General features: G+C 39.7%; 23 protein-coding genes. 14 read left to right on the plus strand and 9 right to left on the minus strand.

Features of this window, described 5'->3' with window-relative positions:
• The first annotated feature begins 10 nt into the window (after positions 1–10).
• Both crcB and serS read left to right on the plus strand, forming a co-directional pair.
• Positions 11–373, plus strand: coding sequence for a fluoride efflux transporter CrcB (crcB, locus tag H5162_RS10610; RefSeq protein ID WP_392352509.1), 363 nt, complete (start codon positions 11–13; stop codon positions 371–373).
• Between the two features lie 8 nt (positions 374–381).
• On the plus strand, positions 382–1,680 hold the full coding sequence (gene serS, locus H5162_RS10615; RefSeq protein ID WP_149982716.1) for a serine--tRNA ligase: 1,299 nt from the start codon (positions 382–384) through the stop codon (positions 1,678–1,680).
• A gap of 205 nt (positions 1,681–1,885) precedes the next feature.
• Here serS and H5162_RS10620 read toward each other — a convergent pair whose 3' ends face one another.
• On the minus strand, positions 1,886–1,990 hold the full coding sequence (locus tag H5162_RS10620; protein ID WP_145242227.1) for a phage integrase N-terminal SAM-like domain-containing protein: 105 nt from the start codon (positions 1,988–1,990) through the stop codon (positions 1,886–1,888).
• A 174-nt stretch (positions 1,991–2,164) separates the two neighbouring features.
• Between H5162_RS10620 and H5162_RS10625 the strand changes: the two genes are divergently transcribed.
• From H5162_RS10625 to H5162_RS10640, 4 genes are all read left to right on the plus strand, one after another.
• Positions 2,165–2,470 carry a hypothetical protein gene (locus H5162_RS10625; RefSeq protein ID WP_145242229.1) on the plus strand — a complete coding sequence of 102 codons (306 nt, stop codon included), beginning with the start codon at positions 2,165–2,167 and terminating at the stop codon, positions 2,468–2,470.
• A 290-nt stretch (positions 2,471–2,760) separates the two neighbouring features.
• Entirely contained in the window at positions 2,761–2,910 is a 150-nt protein-coding gene (locus H5162_RS21255; protein WP_218939788.1) for a hypothetical protein, read from the plus strand.
• 1,133 nt (positions 2,911–4,043) lie between these two features.
• Positions 4,044–4,484: a hypothetical protein gene (locus H5162_RS10635; protein WP_149982715.1), complete on the plus strand. Its 441-nt coding sequence runs from the start codon at positions 4,044–4,046 to the stop codon at positions 4,482–4,484.
• A gap of 355 nt (positions 4,485–4,839) precedes the next feature.
• The gene (locus H5162_RS10640) at positions 4,840–5,595 is read left to right on the plus strand and encodes a hypothetical protein (protein ID WP_182778467.1); all 756 of its coding nucleotides are present in this window, start codon (positions 4,840–4,842) and stop codon (positions 5,593–5,595) included.
• Positions 5,596–5,760: 165 nt separating this feature from the next.
• On the opposite strand, the gene H5162_RS10645 is transcribed toward H5162_RS10640, so the two are convergent.
• Positions 5,761–6,942, minus strand: a complete 1,182-nt coding sequence (locus H5162_RS10645; protein ID WP_145242237.1) for a PQQ-dependent sugar dehydrogenase — start codon at positions 6,940–6,942, stop codon at positions 5,761–5,763.
• Here H5162_RS10645 and H5162_RS10650 point away from each other — a divergent pair.
• Entirely contained in the window at positions 6,927–7,382 is a 456-nt protein-coding gene (locus H5162_RS10650; RefSeq protein ID WP_182760458.1) for a hypothetical protein, read from the plus strand. The genes H5162_RS10645 and H5162_RS10650 overlap by 16 nt on opposite strands.
• A 109-nt stretch (positions 7,383–7,491) precedes the next feature.
• Here the strand turns inward: H5162_RS10650 and H5162_RS10655 are convergent, their stop codons facing one another.
• Positions 7,492–8,019: a LuxR C-terminal-related transcriptional regulator gene (locus H5162_RS10655; protein WP_145242241.1), complete on the minus strand. Its 528-nt coding sequence runs from the start codon at positions 8,017–8,019 to the stop codon at positions 7,492–7,494.
• 159 nt (positions 8,020–8,178) lie between these two features.
• Here H5162_RS10655 and H5162_RS10660 point away from each other — a divergent pair, with 159 nt between their 5' ends.
• The 3 genes from H5162_RS10660 to H5162_RS10670 are packed head-to-tail and all read left to right on the plus strand — an operon-like array spanning position 8,179 to position 12,628.
• Positions 8,179–9,255 carry a hypothetical protein gene (locus tag H5162_RS10660; protein ID WP_182760459.1) on the plus strand — a complete coding sequence of 359 codons (1,077 nt, stop codon included), beginning with the start codon at positions 8,179–8,181 and terminating at the stop codon, positions 9,253–9,255.
• Positions 9,256–12,330, plus strand: coding sequence for an efflux RND transporter permease subunit (locus tag H5162_RS10665; protein ID WP_182778469.1), 3,075 nt, complete (start codon positions 9,256–9,258; stop codon positions 12,328–12,330).
• Positions 12,323–12,628: a DUF3240 family protein gene (locus H5162_RS10670; RefSeq protein ID WP_145242247.1), complete on the plus strand. Its 306-nt coding sequence runs from the start codon at positions 12,323–12,325 to the stop codon at positions 12,626–12,628. Before H5162_RS10665 ends, H5162_RS10670 begins: the two co-directional genes overlap by 8 nt.
• Positions 12,629–12,839: 211 nt before the next feature.
• Here H5162_RS10670 and H5162_RS10675 read toward each other — a convergent pair whose 3' ends face one another.
• Entirely contained in the window at positions 12,840–13,106 is a 267-nt protein-coding gene (locus H5162_RS10675) for a hypothetical protein (RefSeq protein WP_182778471.1), read from the minus strand.
• A gap of 418 nt (positions 13,107–13,524) precedes the next feature.
• Between H5162_RS10675 and H5162_RS10680 the strand changes: the two genes are divergently transcribed.
• Entirely contained in the window at positions 13,525–13,809 is a 285-nt protein-coding gene (locus H5162_RS10680; RefSeq protein ID WP_145242251.1) for a hypothetical protein, read from the plus strand.
• Between the two features lie 71 nt (positions 13,810–13,880).
• Here the strand turns inward: H5162_RS10680 and H5162_RS10685 are convergent, their stop codons facing one another.
• Positions 13,881–14,537: a nitroreductase family protein gene (locus H5162_RS10685; RefSeq protein WP_145242253.1), complete on the minus strand. Its 657-nt coding sequence runs from the start codon at positions 14,535–14,537 to the stop codon at positions 13,881–13,883.
• A gap of 124 nt (positions 14,538–14,661) precedes the next feature.
• Between H5162_RS10685 and H5162_RS10690 the strand changes: the two genes are divergently transcribed.
• Positions 14,662–15,600, plus strand: a complete 939-nt coding sequence (locus H5162_RS10690) for a LysR family transcriptional regulator (RefSeq protein WP_182778521.1) — start codon at positions 14,662–14,664, stop codon at positions 15,598–15,600.
• A gap of 95 nt (positions 15,601–15,695) precedes the next feature.
• Here H5162_RS10690 and H5162_RS10695 read toward each other — a convergent pair whose 3' ends face one another.
• The 3 genes from H5162_RS10695 to H5162_RS10705 all read right to left on the minus strand — a co-directional run bounded on the left by H5162_RS10695 (position 15,696) and on the right by H5162_RS10705 (position 21,670).
• Positions 15,696–17,141 carry a serine hydrolase gene (locus tag H5162_RS10695; protein ID WP_182778473.1) on the minus strand — a complete coding sequence of 482 codons (1,446 nt, stop codon included), beginning with the start codon at positions 17,139–17,141 and terminating at the stop codon, positions 15,696–15,698.
• 173 nt (positions 17,142–17,314) lie between these two features.
• Positions 17,315–20,494, minus strand: a complete 3,180-nt coding sequence (locus H5162_RS10700; protein WP_145242257.1) for an efflux RND transporter permease subunit — start codon at positions 20,492–20,494, stop codon at positions 17,315–17,317.
• Positions 20,495–20,497: 3 nt separating this feature from the next.
• Complete coding sequence (locus H5162_RS10705; RefSeq protein ID WP_145242259.1) at positions 20,498–21,670, minus strand: efflux RND transporter periplasmic adaptor subunit; 1,173 nt, start codon at positions 21,668–21,670, stop codon at positions 20,498–20,500.
• Positions 21,671–21,796: 126 nt separating this feature from the next.
• On the opposite strand from H5162_RS10705, the gene H5162_RS10710 reads away from it, so the two are divergent.
• Positions 21,797–22,060: a YkgJ family cysteine cluster protein gene (locus H5162_RS10710; protein WP_145242261.1), complete on the plus strand. Its 264-nt coding sequence runs from the start codon at positions 21,797–21,799 to the stop codon at positions 22,058–22,060.
• A 44-nt stretch (positions 22,061–22,104) separates the two neighbouring features.
• Here H5162_RS10710 and H5162_RS10715 read toward each other — a convergent pair whose 3' ends face one another.
• A complete protein-coding gene (locus H5162_RS10715; RefSeq protein ID WP_182778475.1) occupies positions 22,105–23,961 on the minus strand; it encodes a TonB-dependent siderophore receptor in 1,857 nt (618 codons plus the stop codon).
• A 203-nt stretch (positions 23,962–24,164) separates the two neighbouring features.
• Between H5162_RS10715 and H5162_RS10720 the strand changes: the two genes are divergently transcribed.
• Complete coding sequence (locus H5162_RS10720) at positions 24,165–24,677, plus strand: peptide-methionine (S)-S-oxide reductase (protein WP_182734339.1); 513 nt, start codon at positions 24,165–24,167, stop codon at positions 24,675–24,677.
• Positions 24,678–24,760 lie beyond the last annotated feature (83 nt).

The following is a 24,760-nucleotide window of genomic DNA, read 5'->3' on the forward strand; positions in this document are numbered from 1 at the left end:
GATATATCTCATGATTGCCGCAGGAGGAGCCTCAGGCGCCTGTTTACGGTTTTTTATTAGTGAAACCATGCTAAAACTACTTGGTAGGGGATTCCCTTTTGGCACGTTGACGGTTAATATTCTTGGTTCATTGTTGATGGGCGTATTATACGGTTTGATAGAGCGCGAAATTATCACCGTTAGCCCCGCTAAAACCCTTATAGGGATTGGCTTTCTAGGTGCTTTGACCACCTTCTCGACATTTTCAATGGATTCGTTGTTGTTATTACAACAAGGTCACTTTTTTAAAATGGCCCTCAATATCACCTTAAATGTGGTGGTGTGTATTTTTATGGCTTGGCTGGGCCTTCAGCTGGTAATGCAAAAAGGTTAAAAACTAACATGTTAGATTCTAAATTATTACGTCAAGATCTCGAGCAAACAGCTGCGCGTCTAGCAGCACGTGGTTACGAGCTAGATACTGCGACTGTCAGCGCACTTGAAGAAAAACGCAAAACATTACAAGTAAAAACACAAGAATTACAAAGTGAGCGTAACAGTAGCTCCAAAGCGATTGGCCAAGCTAAAGCTAAAGGCGAAGATGCACAACCATTGTTAGATGCAGTAAGCAACTTAGGCGCGCAACTTGATAGTGTTAAAGCTGAGCAAGACGCTATTTTAGAAGAGCTTAAGCAAATTTCTTTAGCTATCCCAAATTTACCTGATGAATCAGTACCAGCGGGCGCTGATGAATCTGACAACGTTGAGATTTCAACCTGGGGCGAGCCTAAAAAGTATGATTTTGCAGTAAAAGATCATGTAGACTTAGGACAAGATTTAAACGGCCTTGATTTTGAAATGGGCGTTAAAATTACCGGTTCACGCTTTACTGTAATGCGCGGCGCAATGGCCCGCATGCACCGTGCACTAGTGCAATTTATGCTAGACACGCATACAGATAAAAACGGTTATACAGAAATGTACGTACCGTATTTAGTAAACCGCGACAGTTTATACGGTACAGGTCAATTACCTAAGTTTGCAGAAGACTTATTCCACACTAAAGGTCTTGTAAATGATGACGGTGAAGAGCAAGAAGGTTTTAGCTTAATTCCTACTGCAGAAGTACCACTGACAAACAGCGCGCGTGACGAAATTTACGACGAAAAAGATTTACCAATTCGTTTAACTGCCCACACTCCGTGTTTTAGAAGTGAAGCTGGCAGTTATGGCCGTGATACTCGTGGCCTTATTCGTCAGCACCAGTTCGATAAAGTTGAGCTAGTACAGCTGGTAAAACCAGAAGATTCAATGCAAGCATTGGAAGAGCTAACAGGTCACGCAGAGCAAATATTACAAGCACTAGAGCTACCATACCGTAAAGTAATTTTATGTATGGGTGACATGGGCTTTGGCTCAGCAAAAACCTACGATTTAGAAGTATGGTTACCAGCGCAAGATACCTACCGTGAAATCTCATCATGTTCAAACATGGTTGATTTCCAAGCGCGCCGTATGCAAGCACGTTTTCGTCGCAATGGTGAGAAAAAGCCAGAGTTATTGCATACACTAAACGGTTCGGGTTTAGCGGTTGGCCGTACTCTAGTAGCAATACTTGAAAACTACCAACAAGCGGATGGTTCAGTAGTCGTGCCTGAAGTACTTCGTTCATATATGAACGGCCTTGAAGTAATTAAATAAGCTTTAGAGCTGTAAGTTTTAAGCCGTAAGCTTTAAGAAGAGAAGCCGCTGTTTGTAATGAACAGCGGCTTTTTTGTTAATCAGGGTTCAGTTAGCAAGTTAGCGAGAGTAAAGTTAGCGCGCTGTGAGATTAACTCGGTGTTAAACCATCACGTAGGAATAAGCTTTAACCATGATCGGGTCAAGCTCATCTGTAGGTCGTGCTTTAGCGCGTTAATTTATATAAGAAACTTAGCACATTCAATGCCTGTGCTCGCGTGCCTTGCCCTACATTTTGCGAGTTTATTAAATGGTTTAAGTATGATTCCATTTTAAAAGTCGTTTTGGTGTATTTTAACCATGGTAATTTTATAACATGCGTAATTGTATGTTTACATTGGAGTTGTTTAGTGGAATTATGAAGCTATGTAATATACGCCGTTTTGGGGTGTTATAACCCCCAAAAGTGGTGTTCAATAAGCCGTTATTTTTCAAAAGTTGAGCTATGTGGAATCAAACTGATAATGGAGATACCATCGGAACGATAGGTTCTGAAATAGGTGAAATAATTAAGGATGAGGAGCATTCTAAAGGTGCCCGTCTAACTTTGGAAAAAGGTGGTGATATTGCGCCATATTCTATAACTAGTGGGGTGTATGGTTGCTTCTTTCATACAACTTACTTATCAACCCTCGAAGAGGGTGTAAGCGAGTTAGATGCTATGAAAGCTGAAATATCAGAGTTCTTTGATACTGAAACGACAGGTAATGAAGAGCATGATTGGATTGTGGCATTTGTTGGTAAGCATTGAAAACTAACAAACCCTTAAACCACAAAGGGCGCAAAACAGCAGGCTTGCGCTCCTTCGTCGCTAATTTTAGCCTGTATTTTGCGCTGGTTAAGCGAGGCGTTGCTCTTAAAGGATTGAGTTTTTCGATACGATTATGCGAAAAATAGAATTTCAGAGGCAATCAAGGAACTTTGTATCGCCCTGGGGATGTTAAAATTAGATTGCTACTTGTTAACAATTTAACGGGTAGTCTTAATCCTAGCCACTTCCCTGATAAGCTATTGCCTTTATGGTTGGATATTAAAAAAAACATGTCTAAACATGGCCCAATGACAAACTATGCAGGTAAAGCTGTTGGCGGTGCTGTTGCAAATATAATGAGGAAAAGTCGTAATTCTACAGGTGTAAAAATAGCTGAAAAGCTCTACGAATTACATGAGAAATTCCAGCAAGAGTACTGAGCAGTTAAAACATATCAGCCTTAACTCTATCAATAGGCGCTACTGTTCTTTTTGACCGTTTTTATAAATTGACGATCAATCCTAAATCAATAAACAAGTTCGTTTTCTTCGTCTGTCGATGCGGCTGTTAAGCAAGCAGCTTACGGCAAACACATATAAGAAGCGCGACAGAATAGCCCTTACGTTATTAGCACAGCATTTGCTTATTTGTCCTCCTGTGAGTAAATCACTTAAAACCATTTTGCACAAAGAGAAGTGAATGAGGGTGAATGAGGGTAAATGAGAAAACAAAAAGAATATTTTAATTTTCGGGCTAAGACCTAGTCACTTCCCTAGACCCTAGCACCTTTAACTTCAACCTCTTAAGCGCAGCGCCTCTAAAACTCTTTGTGAATAATTCACAAAATTTTTTGCACAAAGAGAATGAGAAGTAAATGAGGATGAACGTGAAGGCTTAATATTGATATGTAAAACACGATGCATTAATAAAAGTAAGCCCTTATCACCTAAAATAAGCCACTTAAAGACCTGTGATACCTGCCAAAACGCCAATTAAAGCAACAGCAAATCCTCTTTTTATATTTTACGAAAAATTGAAGTAACTAATTGAATCAAAATAGGAACTCGGCTATGGTAAAGCATCAATAAAAATAAATTAAAAACGAGTTATTCTACAGGCTCGTTATGTGCCACTAGATAAATGAAATACCTGTTAATATTTTTAGTCAATTTTATAGCCTTAAGCGCATCGGTGATGAGACTGTTGTCAACTTGTATGTGGGGCTGTCCTAGTACAGGTGTGCAGTTGACGTTTAAAATATCCAGTGGCTTACTATTCACAAGCCAGATTCTTATTGCTGTATTATGGTTTACTAGCAAAAGCAGAGTTGGAAGAAATATAGATGGTGAATAACCATTGCCCGGCACATAACAAGCCAATGTTGTACAGCCAGCCAGCAAGCTGGCTTGGGGAAATTAATCGCTGGCACTTAGTGCCAAAACACTCACAATTTCCCCAAATTGTAGAGTTATAACTACTCGCAAGTTCGGCTGTATTATCGATATCACGGAGAGATAAAATTAATAAACTCATCACAAAAGAACACAAACTATTATTGGTTCTGATTATATCAATGCTTTTTGCTGTTTTTATTGTTAAATGGGTAAAGGAAGATAGCCCCATTTATAGGCCGTTAATTCAAGATATGCGGTTGGTTGACTCTGTTAAAATTGCGGACGTACTAGAGCAAGAACGTATTTATTACTATGCCGATGTAAAAAATCATATGCTTTACGTCAACCAGGAACAATCCGAGTTAGCTCGAGTTTCACTTGCTAAAATTGGTATTGTTATTGAATACCCTAAAATTACTAAGCACACAGATCTGAATAAGGCTTACGACGAATTCATCAAACAAAAAAAGATGGATGAGGAAACGGGAGAAATATGGCAAAGACCATGGTTTTTTAGACTAATTAAGTTAGTTATGGGGGCGTTGGTAATTATTATTTTAATTCTTGCAGTAGTTCGTCCAGTACTAGCTTCAATAATTTATGACGAAGATGAAAAGTAGTAACTATAAGTTGCTTAAACGGAATAAAAACAGATGGCCATTGCTTCGCGATTATACCCAACAATTTTTATCTGCTTAGCAAGGTATATATGAGTAGAGTATGAGATTAACCTTTGGCACACTTTTACTGTTTTTTAGTATGAAGCTTTTGGCAGATGAGTCTCCAAGTTCAATTTTGGATTCATTATTGGATAACTGTACCACTACACAGTTAGTAAAATAATGCTGCTATCATCATAAAATTATTTTTGTTTCCATCATTCATTCTATAAAACTTTAACTAGTGCGCAGAGTTAAATAAGGGTGTTATAGTTTACTTTTGATTAATCGAGTTTTTAACAAGGATTGTTTTATAATGTATAAGCACCTATTTATATTCACTTTTATTTTTTTAGTTTCAGCGTGCCAATCGGTTCAAAGGGGAGGTGCTGTTCCTTTAGGTTCAAATGAAAAAATTAAACTAGATGTATTAAATATCGATTGGAATGATTGGAGTTTAGCTATAGGGGATCGAAGAATTGAAGGTTCAGGTTTTGTTATTACTAATTGGGTTAATACGTCGGATGATGTAGGGCTGCGTTATGGGGTTCTTGGCGTTATAGCATCTGATTTGTCTAATGAAAAGCACATGAAAGGCAGTTTAGAGCTCGACTTAAAAGAGAACTTTGATTTAGCGAGCACTTTGTTGAATTCGCTAAATAGCATTCAAATTTTAAAAGAATCAGTAAAGTCTATTCACTTAAATGAAAATCTTCATAAACAAGTTATAACACTTGAGCCATGGTGCATCATTTTTACCGACGAAAAAAGCACAAGGTTTTTACCTCAGCTCAAAGCCGTCCTTAAGTCTAAAACAGGTAAAGTAATTTGGGAAGGCAACTATGGGCCAATGAATCCAAGTAAGCCTTTTATTTTAGGCAACTCGATGACTCACGACGATATTAAAACATTACAGACTCAATTAGATGTTGCCTATGAGGAGATTGCAAACCAGTTACTTGCAAATATTCAAGGCAAAGGAAGTTATGTCAGTAAAGAAGAAAGTGAAAAGTTCACTAACGATTTATTAAATAGCATAACCATTGAAATAGACGAAAGCCAATTTAACTAACTCACCTTGATTGTATTTAATCAGAAATATGCATCGCAAAAACCAATAAAGTCAGGTCTTTCTTTTTGACTTTCGCTCAAACAGCAAAAAATAAGACCTGATAATCATATAAAAAGCTCCTCGAGTATTTAGATACAGTTGTGTTGAACGATCTAGTCAAGCTAATCACTTTGGCGTTATCAGCAGCAATTTTGCATCTTTTCCATCGGTTAACACCGCGATATTACCCTCGGTTGTAACAAATACATCCCGCAAACGCCCAGTTACCTCTGGTAAAACATGAGTCTGGGTAAGTTCACCATTCGCTAAATTAACGCTGTAGAGCTTTTTATCGACCAGCGTAGTGATTAGCACATGCTGTTGTAGTGAGGGAAAAGCTAAATGCTTTGAGCCATAATAAGCCATGCCAGAAGGGGCGATTGAGGGCGTCCAATCAACCGTTGGTTTAGCCATTCCAGGGTATTCTCTAAACGGTGAAATACGTGCTTGTGAGTAATCATCTCCGTTGGTGATCACCGGCCAGCCGTAATTGGTGCTTGGGGTTAAATAGTTTAGTTCGTCGCCGCCTGCGGGGCCGTGTTCGTGGCTAACAATTTGCTGTGTATCGTAATCATAAACCAAGCCTTGCAAGTTACGGTGCCCGAGTGAGTACACAGCATGAGCTGCAGGATTTTTGTGATTAATAAATGGGTTATCGTTTGGTATCGTGCCGTTTAAGTTTATGCGTAATGTTTTGCCAAGTTGACTGGTCATAACCTGTGCTTGCTCACGGTAGTCAAAGCCATCGCCACTTGAAAATAATAAGGTATTATCGGGTAGGACAAGGGCGCGGCCTGAGTAATGTTGTGGTGTGTCTTTATCAGTGGCAACTTTATAAATAATTTTTGGCGTTGAAAATTGCGCACCATCAAACGTAGCTTTGGCAATAACGAGCCTGTTTGCATCAAGCTCACCTTGAGCGTAAGTGAATATAATTTCTTTTGATTCACTGTAATTTGGCGAAAGCACTATATCGAGTAGGCCGCCTTGGCCTGCAACGTATAAGCCCTCGAAATCTAGTTTAACTCGGGTTTGTTGGTTGTTTTTAATGATAACAATATGGCCATCACGTTCTGTGACTAACCAGGTATTGTTTGGAAGTTTAACCATGCTCCACGGTGAATTGAGTCCCGTTGCTAAGGTATCAGCAGTGTATTGCTGTTTTGGTAGCTCGGCACTGGCGTTACAAGAAAATGCTAAAAGCGAGAGTAGAGTAATACAATGTAGAGATTGTTTACCCTGCAAGCCTTTGCTACTGTAAGAAAAAAGTTTCATTTTAAGTTGAGATAACCATGTCGTTTTTAACACGTATACTCCCTTCATTTTTAGTTTCTTGGTTACTTACATTTACACTCGCTAGCTTGTTTCATAGTCAATACGTTGTCAATCAATTAGTTAATGTGGGTGTTGTGGTGGGCTTTAATGACAGTGTTAACTTAACCCTTGAAGATTGGCTCGGCTTGCTACCGACCTATGGCGCTATTATTGCTATTGCACTTGCCATCGCGTTTTTGGTTACCTGGCTTATTGCTAAAAAAGTTAAAAAACAAGGTGCGCAATTATTTGTAATTGCGGGTATTGTGGCGTTTGCTTCGGCTTTAATTGCTATTGAGTCAATTATGAATATTACTATTATAGCGGGCGCAAGAGGCTGGGGTTTTTATATGCAGCTGCTTGCAGGGGCTGTAGGGGGTTATGTTTTTGCTAAGTTGAGCAATGGTTGTCATAGTAAAAATGAAATCATCTAGTTTTACACAGAGATAATCATTAAGGTTTTTAATTATTCCTTAAGATTTAATGCGCAGCGGATGCAAAGCTATAGAAATAACCAGAGGCCTCACCTTTGTAGCTTGTCAATTAATTGAGGCTTGAACTTGTTGGTTGGTATTGTCCTTGTTGCATAAAGTCTTCTAAAAACCATGCAGCAAACTCATGTCGGCCTTCTACATCGGCTTTGCTGTAAATATCGGACGCTTGTTGACGAACGGTTTTTTCTTTTGTGCTTCTTAGTGCGCTTATTTCTTTAAAGCTTAAGCCTTTAAGTAACAACATCGCGACTTCTTGCTCACTGCGGGTCAATGTCCACTGTGAAAATTGGGTTTGAATAACGCCGCTGTATTCATGGCGCGCATCCATCATTGCCTGTGATATGTTTTTAAGTTCTTTTTTTGAATGTACTAATTCTTGTTTCAGCGCATTAATATTTGCAGTACGCGCACGAATGTCTCTAATTAAGTAAATAGCACAGGCTGCAGAGATAACTACGATCAAGCCTTCGGAAAAAATATGCCACTGCGGCACCCCTAAACGTATATCTGTTAGCACATCAAAAAAATTCAACACCATTATTACTAACAATGTAGCCGCTATTAGCTTATCTCTCATTAAAACCTCTACTATCAATGCATTATAATTACAATGGACAAATGTACCATGCTGTAAATTAAGCTGTTTTTAGGAACATTACGGCGTATGCCTGATGATTTAACAGCATAAAAAAGTCATGGTTGATTCTATAAAATTAATCAAATGTGAACAAACGAAATGCTGTTAAATTCTACAAAAAAAATGCGTCATTTTTTGCGTATTCAATATACGTTATTTTTCTTCTCTACGGTGGCTTTATTAACATTTAATCCTGTGTTTGCTTCGCAAAATTTAGCACCTGTAGGGCTTTCGTCACTCAGTGGTTTTGATGTTGAATTTGCGCCGATTCAAAAAACAGAGTTTATTAACGGGCAAAGTTTAATTGGTGAAGTCAATTTCAAACCAGGTGTCAATTATACGGTGCTGTTTGCGTTTGATGTACAGCAGGTTCGTTACTTATACCCTAACGGCAGTATGGTGGAAAAAGGCGCCACTATCGCAAGCGTTGAGGGCAGTGATGTACACCATTTTTTAGATGCCTATCAATCAGCAAAAGATATGCTCGCTATTGCTAAAAGCCATTACGACATAAACCAACAGCACTTAAAAAACAAAATAATAAGAAGCTCTGAATGGGTTGAAATCACAAAAAGCTATTTTGAAGCCAAGCTAAACTTTGAACATATGCAACATCAAATGGCATTTTTAAACATTGATGATAATGAAAACGTGACCTTAGTGAGTCCAAAAACGGGCATTTTAAAACTCACCAATGAGTCGGGAAACCGTATGATGGGTGACACCGCGTTTGATATTATCGATGCAAGTAGTATTCGCGTTAAGATTAAAGTCCCTCTTAGTTTTACCAACACGTTAGCGCATTTTAAGCTGTCACAACATTGCAGCTTAAATATTGAGAGCTATGACAGTATTGCAGATAAATACCATCAAATTGTGTGGGCGTCACCAAGCTCGAATGAATGCCAGCTGACACTGGGGCAAACTATCAAAGTCACACCGGTAAATAAATTAACGGGCTTTAAAATAGCAAAGTCAGCGGTGTTTGAATTTGAAGATGTTAATTACATTGCTTTGAAGTCTGGCGATAACCTTGAGTTACTACCGATTGAGCTCAAAGGTACACAAGGCAAAGACTATGTATTTACTGCCAATAAAAACCTAGATGATCAGCAGGTACTAATAAGCTCGGTAAGTGCGCTACAAGGTATGTTGCTTCACTTAGGGAGAGAGTAAATGTTAAACCAGCTTATTAAGTTTTCACTTACTCAGCGTTTGTTTGTTAGTATTTTTGTTATTGTTGCTATGGCCATTGGCGCTAAATCTTGGTTAAGTATTCCGGTGGATGCTTTTCCAGAAATATCACCCACTCAAGTTAAAATAGTTTACAAATTACCCGGCATGAACGCCCTTGAAATAGAATCGCAAGTAACACGGGTGATTGAAACCGAATTACTGGGTATTCCGTCACAGCAAATGCTGCGCTCTACCACTAAGTATTCTATTACCGATATTACCATTGACTTTGAAGAGGGCACCGACATTTATTGGGCCCGTCAGCAAGTTAATGAGCGTTTATTAAATATTTTACCCACCTTGCCCAGTAATATTAGTGGCGGCATGGCGCCAATGAGCACGCCTTTGAGCGAGGTGTTCATGTTTACCATAGAAAGTACTCACTTATCGCTGATTGAAAAAAGAGAGCTTTTAGATTGGCAAATTCGTCCATTACTGCGCACTGTAACCGGCGTTGCTGATGTAAATAGCCTTGGCGGCTTTTCAAAAACCTATGAAATACTTCCCAATACTTTATTGATGCAACAGCATCAAGTCAGCTTTGATGAAATGAAGTTAGCAATCACGCAAACGAATCAAAACGGTGGCATAGGGCGCTTAGAAAAAGGCAACGACACCTTAATTTTGCGCACTGAGGGCAAATACACCGATATAACCGCCATTGAAAATACCGTGATTAAGTCCACTCAAAATAAGGTTATTCGGTTAAGTGATATTGCCACGGTACACGTTGGCAGTTTAACCCGTTATGGCGCAGTCACTAAAAACAGTGAAGAGGCGGTACAAGGGCTTATAATTGCGCTTAAAAATAGTAATACAGCGCAAGTTGTTGCAGATGTAAAAGATAAACTTCGCACCATTGAAGCTTCATTACCGCAAGGCACAAAAATTAATGTGTTTTACGACCGCTCTAACTTAATAAATACCGCAATTAGCACCATTACCAGCGCATTAGGCCAGGCGATTATTTTAGTGATAGTGCTACTTGCCTTGTTTTTAGGTGATATTCGCTCTTCATTGGTGGTGTCTTTGTCTTTACCTATGTCGGCATTGCTGACATTTATAATGATGAAGCAGTTTGATTTATCGGCTAATTTAATGAGTTTAGGCGGCTTAGTGATTGCCATTGGTATGCTGGTGGACTCATCGGTAGTTATTGTTGAAAACATAGTGAATCGGTTGGCTAATAATCAGCACCTCCCTCGGCTGCATGTTATTTATCGCGCATGTAAAGAAGTCGCGGCGCCAGTGTTCTCAGGCACAATTATTATAATTATTGTGTTTTCACCGCTATTAATGCTTACAGGGTTAGAAGGCAAGTTATTTACCCCAGTGGCGTTAACTATCGTGTTTGCAATGCTAAGTGCGCTGTTGTTGTCGTTAACGGTTATTCCAATTTTAGCCTCATTGTTATTAAAAAATGAACCCGTAACCCAGCCTAAAATGGTCACGCTATTACAAGGTTTTTATACTAAAACACTTGCCCAAGCAATTAAAAAGCCGGTGGCTATTAGTGTTATATCAGTTGCTGTTTTAGTGCTCAGTGGGGTGTTATTTCAGGGGCTTGGTAAAAGCTTTATGCCCGTTTTAGATGAAGGCGACATTATTGTGCAACTGGAAAAATCGCCGAGTATTTCCTTGCAAGCCTCGCTGGATATCGATAAACAAATTGAAGCCACACTGCTAAAAAACACCCCAGAAATCGTACAAATTGTTGCCCGTACCGGCTCCGATGAACTCGGGCTTGATCCTATGGGGTTAAACGAAACCGATGTGTTTATGGAATTAGCGCCAAAAGATACGTGGCGTTTTGACTCCAAAGCGCTGCTAATCGAGGATATTCGACAAACACTTGCGCAATTTCCAGGGGTAAATATTGGCTTTACTCAGCCAATACAAATGCGGGTATCAGAAATGCTCACCGGTGGCACCGGTGATATTTCGATTAAAGTATTCGGTAATGACATTGCGACACTTGCCTCATTAGCTGAAAAAATCACTGCACTTGCCACTAATATTGACGGCGCAAGTGATGTGCAAATGGCGCTTATTGAAGGGGGTAAATACGTAAATATTAAACTTATTCCTGAGGTTGCCAGTCAGTTTGGTTTAACCACCGAAGGATTAAGCGATTATTTAAAGTCGCAATTAGAAGGCCTACAGGTATCGGCACTGCAAGAAGGAAACCGCGTGATCCCAATTGTGTTTAATGCACAAAAAGGCGAAAGCGCAGCACACTTTGAGTTATCGTCAATGAGCGCATTAAAACAAAAGTTAATTTTAATGCCCGACAACAGCCTACTGCCACTTGAAGAGGTTGCTAATATTAGCTTTAAAACGGGGCCATTGTTAATAGAGCGAGAAAAAGCAAAGCGCTTTGCTTCTGTAAGCGTTAATGTGGATAACCGCGATGTGGTTAGTTATGTGAATGAACTGGAAGCTAAAATTAATAGCAGCATAAAATTACCCAGTGGTTTTACCTTGTCGTTTGGTGGCGAATTTGAAAGCCAGCAACGTGCAACACAAAACTTGCTGGTGCTTATTCCGGTGGCATTAATACTGATTTTCATTATTTTATTTACCACGTTTAAATCGTTATCTAAATCAACGCTGATAATTGCTAATATTCCGTTTGCGTTAATGGGGGGAGTGATTGCCCTGTTTATTAGTAATGAATACCTGTCGGTGCCTGCATCGGTTGGTTTTGTTGCTTTACTTGGCGTAGCGGTACTCAATGGTATTGTGATGATCAGCTACTTTGAGCAAATGAAAATGTTTTCTGCCAATGTAACGCAGCGCATTTTAGATGGCGCAAGCAGACGCCTTCGTCCAGTGTTAATGACAGCCACAACCGCAATGTTTGGTTTACTGCCACTGGTATTTGCCACCGGCCCCGGCGCTGAGATTCAAAAGCCATTGGCGATTGTGGTTATTGGCGGGTTAATTACCTCAACAATTACAACACTTTATTTATTACCTATCTTTTATGGTTGGTTGGAGAAAAAACATGGCTGAACAGTTACTTTTTACCTTAAATGTACCCACAAACATAAAAGATGAAGTGGTTGATATATTAATTGGCATAGACTGCATTACCGGCTTTAACTTAAAAAACATTGAAGGCTACAGTAAAGAGCACAGTGAATTTGATATTGCCGAGCAAGTAGAAGGGCATCGCAGTTTTTATCAGTTTGAGGTGCATATATTACTAGCGCAGCTGCAAACAATTAAAACGGCATTAAGTCCTGTGTGTCAATACACCCCATTAAAATATTGGGTTACGCCTATTGTTGAAAGCGGGCACCTTAGATAGTGTAGTTAGAATTATAGGCTGTTGCTTCGAGCAGCCTCTTTTTATAACTAAATACAAAATAGCTAAAAAGAGGTCACAATATTGCTATAAGTTAATAAAGTCGAAGCCTGCTGCGATGCCCGTACCTACTTCACGTGAGAGCGTCATTTGCTGCATTGACCCTATAGTTGCGTAATAGCGTGTAACTATATGATTTTTTAATTTGGATTAGTTAAAGAGTAAATCGAAATACAAGGTTATTGAGTTGCTCTGCTATCGCTATATACACATCAAGTACTGACTCTATATTTTTTATATTTGCGGCTAAGGTCGTAATACCAGCTGCTGAGTGTTGGATCTCAGAAACCAATGAACCTATTGTTTTGATGATTTTGTTTATTTTAGTCCGCCCTAATTGTGCTTTTATCCGCAACCTCAGTATTATCACTTGTAGAGTTTGCACTATGCGCAACTTCTTCAATGGCTGCTGTAGGTTCATTAACCGCTGTAGCTATCTACTCAAGCTGATCTCTTTATTTGGGTGCAACTTGACTTCTTTAACAGAATCACTGCTAAAGTAAGTTGCCTATCTATGATATTGTTATTGAAGAGAATGTTAGGAAAGTTCCCTCAATATAAAACGGTTGCATAGTGTGGTGTCTGATGTGCATGTTTATTAGTGAAAATTGAACCTATAAGCTTGATTTATATGTGCAAGGTTTGCGGGGAGTTATGGAGGCAAGCCTGTAAAAAGCGGTTTTCTTAGATAAAAATTTTTTACCATTATTTACTAACTAACAGGTTGCGTGGAGCGCATACTTTGTTTAGTAAAGTATTTATAAGATAGTTACCCAACAATCTATAAATATTAATTTTTATGGTTTCTATATGACAATTAAAAACGAGGATGTTATAAGATGAAATTAGTTACGACTATATGTTTTACTTTGACGATGTTATCAGGCTGTATCGTTGTACCAACTAAGGACATGTCAGCAGTCAATAAATGTGAAATATCTTCTGACCGTAAGACATTGAAAATAATTAATGGCTTTGAGGATACCAATACCTACTATTCAATTAGTGGGATATTATTAGTCCCTATTACAGGCGTTGTATCTGGCGCCTATGTAGCAATAAATAATATATATCATCTTGGCGAAGAAAAAATTGTTTGTGGAGCTGCTAAAGAGAGCACATAGCAGAGGCTATAATGCCAAAAGCTTGTTTAAGTGAGCCTGTAACAGGCTCTTCTTAACCGGTAATGTAAAACTTAAACCACTTGAATAATTTGATCTTGACTCAAACGTGATTTTGGAAGCTTAGCATTATAGTCGGTTTGTGTTTCGTGATAACCAATGACAAGTGCGACTTCACAAATATAACCATCTAACTCATCCGCAAAAAGTTCACTAATTAGCGCGCTATCTACGCCTTCCATTGGTGTTGAATCAATACCTAAGCGCGCAACAGCATGCATAGTATTACCAAGTGCAAGATAGGTTTGTGTTTTGGTCCATGCGGCATTATTGCCAGATGCGTCAGTATTTAAGTCAACAAATGCGTATGCGCCAAAGGCTTGCTCACGATTTTCTGCTGGCGTACGGCCATTGGCGATATCAGTGTCAATCACTTTTGCATAATCTTCTCTGGTGTATTTCGGGTTGTAAGCAAACAAAATAATGTGTGATGCAGTTTTAATATGCGGCTGATTAAATTGAAACTTGTTAGCGAAAGTATCATGCATACGTTGTTTTGCTTGCTCAGACTCAATAACAATGAATTTCCATGGCTGCGAATTAATTGATGACGGAGATAAACGCATAGCTTGATAGATCACAGCTAAATCTTCTGCAGATACACGTTTAGTTGCATCATATTTTTTTGCTGTGTAACGCGCTTCTAAGTCGGTAATAATCGGGTGTGTCATAATTGGTTCCTGTAGCGAATAGCTTTATTTAATCAAAGCCGTTGAATGAGGCAGATGATAGCGCTTGCATTACTTTTGATAAACAGCATAATTATTGAATCATTATCAAATATATTTAGATAATATGCAGATTGACGATTTAAAACTTATTTTGAAAGTTGCTGAATTTAAAAGTATTACCCTTGCAGCGGCAAAACTTGATATGCGCACAGCAACCGCCAGTGCTGCTATCAAACGGGTAGAATCAACATTAGGTATAGACCTATTTGTGCGCACAACGCGTCATCTAAGGCTTTCTGCCGCAGGGGAGCGCTATATCCCACAGTGTGAGCAAGCAATAGCGATACTTGAGCAAGCTCGGCAGAACCTAAAAGGCGAACATGATGAGATTGAAGGTGAGTTAAGGGTTGCATTATCTTCTGATCTTGGCCGTAATTTAGTTATCCCTTGGATTGATGAAATTATGGATAGTTACCCGAAGGTGAGCCTGCGCACACATATTAGTGATAGTAACGTGGATTTCTACCGAGATTCGGTGGATATAGCACTGCGTTATGGCTCGCCAACTGATGCCAATGTTTACGGATTTAAAATTTGTAATATTCCACGTTTGTTATGCGCCACACCTGACTATATAAAACGCTATGGTGCGCCTATGCACCCAGATGATTTAGCACAGCATCAAGGGTTATTTTATCAGCTGCAAAATATTATCAATAATGTTTGGGAGTTCACCAATGGGCAAAAAAAATACAAAGTAAAAATGCAAGGCAAGCGCGCCTCTAATGATGGTGATTTAGTAAGGCGCTGGTGTGTTGCTGGCAAAGGGCTTGCCGTAAAATCGGCATTAGATATTGCTGATGATCTACTTAACGATAGGGTAGTTACAGTGATGAATAATTACCAGCATACCTGTGGTGAGCTGTGGTTAATTTGTCCAAGCCGCCAATCAATAACGCCTGCAGTGCGTTTATTGCGTGATGTATGCAGAGAAAAAGCACGTACGATGATAAGCCAACTAATTGATAAAGGTATACTTGAACCTAGTGTTCTTGATGACTAATCACTTGAAATCATAAACTACTAACTCGCTTATGTTCGTAGCATAAGCGAGTTTAATGTTGCAGATTTTAAATAATATAACGCGACTTTTTAGAATTATTGTAGTTTTATAATTGCTTGCTTTGCGCTTTCACTGTCGGGGTTTAATTCAAGGGCGCGCTGGTAACTTTTTAATGCAAGTACGGGTTTATTAGCAGTTAAATACGCTTCACCCAGACTATCGTGAGTATTAGCAGAATCGGGGTATTTAGCAGCATTTAGTTCAAATACTGCGATTGCGGCATCGAGTTTTTTCATTGCTATTAATTCATAACCAAAGTAATTTATGCTTCTTTCTCGCAGCGGAACTTTTTGCTCATCCAATTGATTATATTTGCTTTTAAGCTGTGCAATACCGCCATTTTGCAAGGCATGATAAAGTTGGCTATCCACATTTTCAGTTGCACCGTCATAGGGCTTACCATAAAAAATATTGGTTAATCCTTTAGTCATAGGTGTCATTGGTGCACCGCCAGTGTTATTTAAAATTATCACCAGTAGCTGATCTTCAATAATACGGCTAATAAATGCATTAAACCCTTCGATACCACCGCCATGTTGTACTTGTGTCAATGGTTTACCATATTTATCAGCATCTAGCTGATTAACTTCCCAGCCAAGTGCGTAATTACGCTGTTCAGATACGGAGTACATTTGTTTTTTTAGTTCTTTATTTATTAGCTTATTTGTGTACAGCGCTTGGTCCCACTTAACGAGATCGCGTGCGGTTGAGTATATTGACCCCGCAGCATAAGGGATCGACATATCTAGGTAATCAGCATTAGTGTAACCGTCTAAGTTATTGCTATAACCAGATGCACGTTGGTTGATTATTTTTGCATGCGAATCGTAACCGGTGTTATGCATATTGAGTGGTTTAAAAATATTTTCTTGCAGTACATCTTGGTAACGTTGTTGAGTGACTTTTTCAATCACGGCGCCCAAAATAAAGTAGCCTGAATTGCTATAGCGAAATTGCGTGCCAGGCTCAAACAATAAATCATCAGTACACAGTAATTTTATAAATTCATCTACACTGTAAGGGTTGCGACTGTATTCACTTCTGAAGGTCTTCGTTTGAGTATAATTACTAAGTCCTGATGTATGATTAAGTATCTGCCTAATGGTGATTTTATTACCTATATCTTGGCGATAGTCGGGTAGGTAAGTAGCAAGGGGAGCATCAAGCTGTATTTTATTCTGCTGCGCTAACTGTAAAATAAGCAACGCAGTGAATTGCTTGGTAATTGAGCCTATTCGAAATTTAGTCTCGGCAGTATTTTTGATGTCCCATTCAAAATTGGCGTAGCCATAACTTTTTTCAAAAATAACCTTACCTTGCTTGGCGACCAGTACGTTGCCATTGAATTGTTTGAAACCATGAAATTGTTCAATAAATGCATCCATTTCTTTCGCGTGTTCGCCTGCAATTGCAGTGTGTGAGAGCAGTAGTAGAGCTGTGATAAAAATAGTGTGGTAAAACATATTCGAGGTGAGTTTCATGAGCTTCCTTGGTTTTTTAGTTTGTTTTATGTACTCCTTTTACCGTGGATAAAATACAAAGTAAATTATTATCGTGTTGATTTTATGTGAATAAATTATATTTCATTGTTATTATAAGCATAAAAAAGCCCGAACTGTATACAGCTCAGGCTAGTTGGTTGGGATATCAAATTTTATAAAGGTGAGCGGTTTATTATAGTATTCACTTTGCTATGAATTGATTCACCATCTACCAGCGCTTCTTTTCCACGCCATTTACGAATTAATCGTTTAGCATCTTCTAGTGCGACATATTGACATGGGATCAGGATCAGCGTGATCACCGTGGCAAATAACACACCAAAGGCCAATGATACTGCCATTGGGATGACAATTTTAGCTTGTAAGCTGGTTTCCATAATAATCGGTAACACGCCAATAAAGGTAGTGATTGAGGTGAGCATAATCGCTCTAAAACGACGTGCACCAGCTTGCATTACTGCGTCTTTTATTGCTACGCCATCAGCACGTGCTTTATTAACAAAGTCCACCATTACTAATGAATCGTTCACAACAACACCGGCTACAGCAATGATCCCGAAAATTGATAAGCCACTCATTGTCATGCCTAAAATCATATGGCCAAACATGGCACCAATAACCCCAAATGGGATCACTGACATAATAATCAATGGTTGTGAGTATGAGCGTAGTGGGATTGCCAATAACGCGAAGATAATCATCATTGAAAGAGCAAAATCACGCACTTGCTCAGCAACGCTATCCATTTCTTCTTGAATACGTCCAGCAACACTACTTTGTACACCTGGGTAGTTTTTCAGTAGTGCCGGTAAGTACTCATCACGTATTTCTTCTGCAATGGCAAAAGGTTCAACTTGGTCGGTATCAACTGCTGCCCATACGTTAACAGTACGCTTTGAGTTTTCGCGGCGAATACGGTTTACACCATCAACCAGTTTTACATCGGCAATTTCAGCCAAAGGTACTTCTGCGCCACTAGGTGTAATGATACGAGCACTGGCGATATCGCTGATCGAGTTACGTGCTTCTTCAGGGTAGCGGATCATTACTTTCACTTCTTCGCCGTCACGTAGAATACGCTGTGCTTCAAGGCCGTAGTAACTAAAGCTGACTTGTGAGGCAACATCGGCAAGGGTTAAACCCATGCTGTACGCCAGTGGTTTTAAGTCAAGCTGTACTTCATCTGTAGCGCTTTGCATTGAGTCATTTACATCACCCACACCTTCCATGGTGTTGAGTTTTTCTTTAAGTTTTGCTGCTACTTCTTTTAGTTGTTTGGCATCCTTTCCTTCTAGGCGGAAGCTTACATCACCGTCGTCTCGACCACCATTCATAATACTGTCTTGAATGGTTAGTGTTTTCACGCCCGGTAAAGGAGGCATTTGTTCACGCCATAGTGCGCTCAATGCAAAGGTATCGATAGGGCGTAACTCAGGATCAATTAATACTGCCATGATACTGGCATTGGTACGTCCGCGTAAGCTAACTGAAAGATCGCGTACCATAGCTGTGCCATATTGCTCTTTAAGTTGTTTATCAACATTGATAATAACTTGCTCTATTTTTTGCGCAGTTTCTAGGGTTGCTTGTTCAGACGATGCTAAGTTCATTTCAACTGAAATACGTGGAAAGTCATGAGGAATTTTAGGGTTCGCTACGAACTTCACTAAACCACCGGCAAACATCCCAGCACTGACAATTAATACACAAATAAAACCAATAATTACGGTATAACGATAATGAATACAATGGCCAATAAATGGCGTGTAATAGTTATCAACAAACCGTTTTAAACCGCCATCCATCACTTTACGGAGGCGATGTAATGGGTTTTTCGGATTTGGTTCTCGGTGTTTCATTGCTGCTATGTGGGCTGGTAAAATAAGTTTTGATTCAATCAGAGAGAAAATCAAACACAGAATAATAACCCCGCCAATGGCTTTTGAAAACGCAGCACCAGGGCCACTTGCTAAAGTTTGCGGTAAAAAAGCGGCGATGGTAGTTAATACACCGAAGGTGGCAGGCATTGCGACGCGTTTAACACCACGTACTACGTTATCAAGAGAGTGGCCATGCTTTTCAATTTCAGCACTGGCTGATTCACCTACGACGATGGCGTCATCAACCACAATACCTAGCACTAATATAAAGGCAAATAGTGATGCTAAGTTGATGGTGACATCTAAAAAGCCCATCGGCATCATTAAAAATGCGCCAAGGAATGACACAGGTAAACCCATCATCACCCAAAATGCTAAGCGTAGGGGTAAAAATAGCGCAAGTACTACCATAACCAATAGACCACCCCACACCATATTGTCGATCATCATGTCTAATCGACCCTCTAGGTAGTAGGTTAAATCGACAATCGGCGTGAGTTTAACACCCGCTGGAAGTTGACCTGCTTTATCATTAAGGTACTGCTTAAGAACTTTTGCAACTTTGGTAATATCTTGATCTTTTGAGGCATTTACTTCAAACGACAAGGAATTTTTACCATTGTATTTAGAGTATTGTAAGCCTTCTGCAAAGCCATCGTTAATGGTTGCTACATCGCCTAAATACACTTGTGCACCATCAGGTAGTAATATCAATGGCAGTTTGGCAAATTCATCACCTCGGTAAGCTTGTTTTTCAACCCGCATCGAAATATAGCCGTTTTCAGAGCGAATCTGACCTGCAGACATATTGGCTGAAAAAGCACGCACTGCATTCGCAATGTCTCTAAAAGTTAAACCATACTCACGAAGTTTATCAGGGCTAACTTCAATACCAATTTCATAATCAAGGCCACCATTAAATTCAACTAAGTTAATTTGTGGCAGTGCTTGCAGTTCGTCTTTGATATTGTTGCCAAGTTCTTTGAGCTGATAATTGCTCATGTCACCGTATAAGGCGAGGATCATTACTTCTTGCTCAAACTTATCATGGCGCACAATAGGACGCTCCATGTCTGCAGGGAAGGTGTTGATTGCATCAACCTGCATTTTTACTTCATCGAGCACTTCTTTAGTATCATATTTTTCTTCAATTTCGATCCACGCTTGAGAATAACCGCGGTTTGAATAAGTAATCTTCCGTTTAATACCCTCTAGGCCTTCGAGAGCTTCTTCTACCTTGATGGTGATGCCTTCTTCTACTTCTTGTGGGGCAGCACCTGGGTAGACAGCTTGGACGCTGATCCAGTTATTTTCAAATTGTGGGAACATTTGTTTGCGAATAGAAAACGCGGTTAAAATACCACCCACTAAAATAAAAATCATTAATAGGTTTGCTGCAACAGGGTTGCGAGCAAACCAGGCAATTAAGCCTTTTTCGCTATGGATGGTCATGCTCTATTCCTCTTTCAGTGCAAGTTGAGTTGCAGCTGCAGGTTTATCAGAGTCATTTAGCTTTACTTGCATGCCTTCGGTTGGGAAATCTAAAGCCGAGGTGATCAATTGCTCACCATCATTTAAGCCTTGTGAAGCGATGACCATGCCATTTTGCTCTCTAATAATATTAAGAGGTTTGAACGAAAGAGTTAAATCATCATTCATTACCACTATTTTACCGTTTTTCACTAAGTGATGAGGAACGATAATCGCATTATCAAGCTCGCGGCCAGAAATGGTCGCATTGATATAAGAGCCAAAGCGCAGCGGTTGCTCACTGGCATAAGGTGTATTTACTTGCGCCACTAAATAGCTCATACGACTTTTTTGATCAATAACACCTTCGCTGCGGACAATTTTTGCCTGCCAAGTAGTTGGCTTACCAGCATAGTCTGCACTGAGTGTTACATTCGCGCCGATACCGCTATCGATTAGGTATTGTAATTCTTTATCTGCCACAGGAAGGCGAATTTCAGCCACTAAGGTTGAACTGAGAGCGCCAAATTGGCTTCCAGGATTAACTACGCTGCCTAAACTAATTGCACGTTCAGAAATAATCGCATCATAAGGCGCTTTTATATATGTGCGCTCTAAATTACGTTTTGCGCGTTTTTCAGACGCCTGTGCTGCACGGTAACGCGCTAGTTTTTCGGCTAATTGTGGTTTGCGTAAATATAATTGAGATGGGATCATTTGATTTGAATCGTCTTTTATTCGATCCCACTCTGCTTGTGCTACATGAGCTTGCGCTCGCTCAATTTCTAGATCAGAGCTGGCTTGCGCCATGCCTGCTTGGGCTTCAATTAACGCAGCTTCATAATCATTTGGATCTATTCGTGCTAGAATATCGCCTTGTTTGACAAATCCACCTTGCACAAATTGCTCAGAGACAAATACCACTTGACCGCTTACTTGCGCAACCAGTGGGGTGTGATCTTTTGCTTTTACTACACCATACGATTTTACGTCTAGCGTAATTGCATCAAGGTGAACTGCGCTAACTGATACCAGAGGGCGTGTATCTTGTGCTGGCTTTTCTTCTGGCGGTTGTTTCATTGCTGAAAACGCAACCGCAAGACCTACACCGGCGACTAATACGGCAATAGGTAGAATTATTTGTTTTTTAGTAGCCACAGGGCTTTCCTCATAATTAGGTGACACAGCAATTATAATGAATAAAGTGTTTACAAGGCGTATTAAGATGTAACAAGTCATTACACAGTTAACAAATTAGCGAAATAGATTACAAAAGGGGCAAAGATGAATACATCACCAATGGCGTGTCGACTCGGGTGTGGGGCTTGTTGTATCGCACCAAGTATTAGCTCACCGATTCCGGGGATGCCTAATGGCAAAAAAGCAGGAGAGCGCTGCATTCAGTTAGATAACAACAATTTATGTAAGTTATTTGGTGATGAAAGGCGGCCAAAAGTATGCAGTGATTTTAGTGCGACGATTGATGTGTGTGGAACAACGAATGCGCAAGCGCTGCAATTAATTACCGAGCTTGAACAAATGACATAAAAAAACCGCATCTTAAAAATGCGGTTTTTATACATATTTTTTATTTACCAGCTATAAGTTGCAGTTAGTGTGTATTGCTCACCGCGCCCAGGTGTGCCTGGAATTTCCTCAAACGATTCATCCCAAAGGTTATCTGCTGCTAAAGTAATAAAGAAGTTTTGCAGTATCGGTGGCGTTACTTTTAACGTCAGCTGAGTAAACAAGGCTTCATCATCAGAGCGTCGCAGCGCATTTTTATGCTGTTTACGCCATTCATTATCAATCCGAAACTCTAATATATCCGTCGGGCTCCATACAGCACCAAGAGTTAAACGGTGATCAGGGAAGTTTAAGGCATAAAAGCTTGCATCGACGTCTGGCGAGCCATAGGTTTCTGATTTATGGAGGTAGGTGTAACTGGCTATAATTTCAGTATTTTCAAATTGCTTAGTGGCTAAAAATTCAAGGCCAGCGGTATCAATATCAACCGGTTCGGCAAAACGCGCTGAGGTTGAATCAAAGCTAAATGTCCAGTCAGTTAAGTTATTATCTTGGCGGTAAAAAATAGCCGAATTAAGCTGCCAACTTTGTTGTTCTAGTAATAAACCCAGTTCTAAGTTTTTGGTGGTTTCACGCTCAAGGCTATAATTACTTCTAAACAATCCACCAGTGTCATTGCCACCAATAGCAGTATAACCTGCAACTTGACTGGCCTCAGCGTAGGATAAATAAAATGTCCGCTCAGTGGCGTTACTATTAATTGTATTGAATGTGATATCACCTATCAGCGACAATTGTGAGTCATCGCGGTTGGTATCATCGAAGGCTGCGCCTAAACGCACTGTTAGCTGCTGATTGTTCTCAAGAGCCATAGTGTATTCTGGCAATACACTGATTTTATAATAGTTACGCGAAGTAAAGTTATTCTCAAGCGTGGTTGATTCAATGGAATCTTCAATAAATTGTGCTGAGTAGTTTAGTGAGAACACATCGTTTTGAGCATGTCGCCCAGAGATGGCGAATGATTTAACTTCTGTTTCGTGAAAAGCTTGAAACGCGCTTGGGTTTTCACGAGAGTAAATATAATGGTCGTTATTTTTTCGATAATAAGCTAATACTTCAAACTCACTGTTTGTTGCATAACTTTGTTTATGGTTAAGCATTAACAGTTGCGTTTCTAAGTCTTCTGTTTCATTCACGCCAAATGGGGTATAGAGGTTCGGCCAGCCAAAAAATTTCTCTTGTGAGCCAAAAAATAAATCAGTTTGTGAATCTGCACTCGTTAATTGCACACGAGCTGTAGCGCGATTAAAATCATGATCGCCAAAATCAATTGAGCCATCGCTTTGTGAATGAGAATATTCCCCTTCAAAACCTAGGCGCCAATCGGCGATTGTATCTAAAGGGATACTTTTACCAGCATGAACACTCTGTAAATTAAAGTCGTTAGTGCCGACACCTACAGATACACTGCCACCAGTGGTAATTGGCTTCCAACCAAACGACACAGTACCTACTGAGCTATTTACACCGTAAAGTGCATTATCAGCACCGGTCAATACACTTGCGCCAGTGAGCATTTGTGGTGCAATAGGAATTTCTGCAAAATAATGGCCTGATTGCGGATCGAGTAAGGTAGCACTGCCGACTCTAAAACCGGTGTTTTCAAAGATACCGCCACGAATAGTAACATCAGCTTGTGCTTCTGCCATGTTACGCGATTGCAAATCAACACGAGGGTCATACTCTAAATTTGATATAGGTGAGTCAAAGGTACCCACAGGTAACGTATTTGCTGTAGGTGATACCTCGATTGTTATTTGCTCAATGGTTGTCGATTCTTCAGAGTCATCTGCCGCATAAGCAACATTTGATATGCTGGCAAGTACTAAGGGTATGATAAGGTGCGAGGTACGGTTCATGTTGTTTTTCTCATATTCTTTATGTGCGATTGCGCTATAAATTAAAGTCGTAACACTTTTTTATAGCGTGATAAAATAGCAAAATTAAACAGTCACGATTTTTGGCGCTATTGTACATTAATTCGAAAAAACTGCATTTGATAATCATTCTTAAAATGAAAGCATTACACTGTCTTTGCTTGTTAAATATATTAGGTCCCTCTATGAATGAAAAACAACCAGCTAACTTTTATGCTCGCCAGCAAACTATTTATTTTGCGGGAGGGTGTTTGTGGGGCGTGCAAGAGTTTATGAAGCACTTACCCGGAGTAGTTATTACAGAAGCAGGGCGGGCTAATGGTACAAGTGATAATACACAAAGTGAGTACGATGGTTATGCAGAGTGTGTCAAAGTCATTTTTGATACTGATGCTGTTACGGTTAATAAACTAATTGATTATTTCTTTGAAATTATTGACCCATACAGTATTAATAAGCAAGGTGATGATGTGGGTGAAAAATACCGCACGGCTATTTATAGTGAAGAGCAAAGTCACTTAACGTTAGCAAGCGATTATATCAGCCAACGAGATGATGCCGACAAAATAGCTGTACAGGTTAAACCGCTAACAAATTATGTCCCCAGTGATGCTGAGCACCAAGACCGACTAACTAATCATCCAGATGATTACTGCCATATACCGCTAGATTTACTGCATAAATATAAAAAAGACTAGGGCGTGTAGACCTTTCGTGGTTGATTTTGCTGCAGTATGTTTGGTATTTAGGCAAGGCAAAGGCTATGTAGTGTGGTTGTTCC

It is taken from the genome of Pseudoalteromonas sp. SR41-8 (genome assembly GCF_014163915.1).
GTDB lineage: Bacteria > Pseudomonadota > Gammaproteobacteria > Enterobacterales > Alteromonadaceae > Pseudoalteromonas > Pseudoalteromonas rhizosphaerae.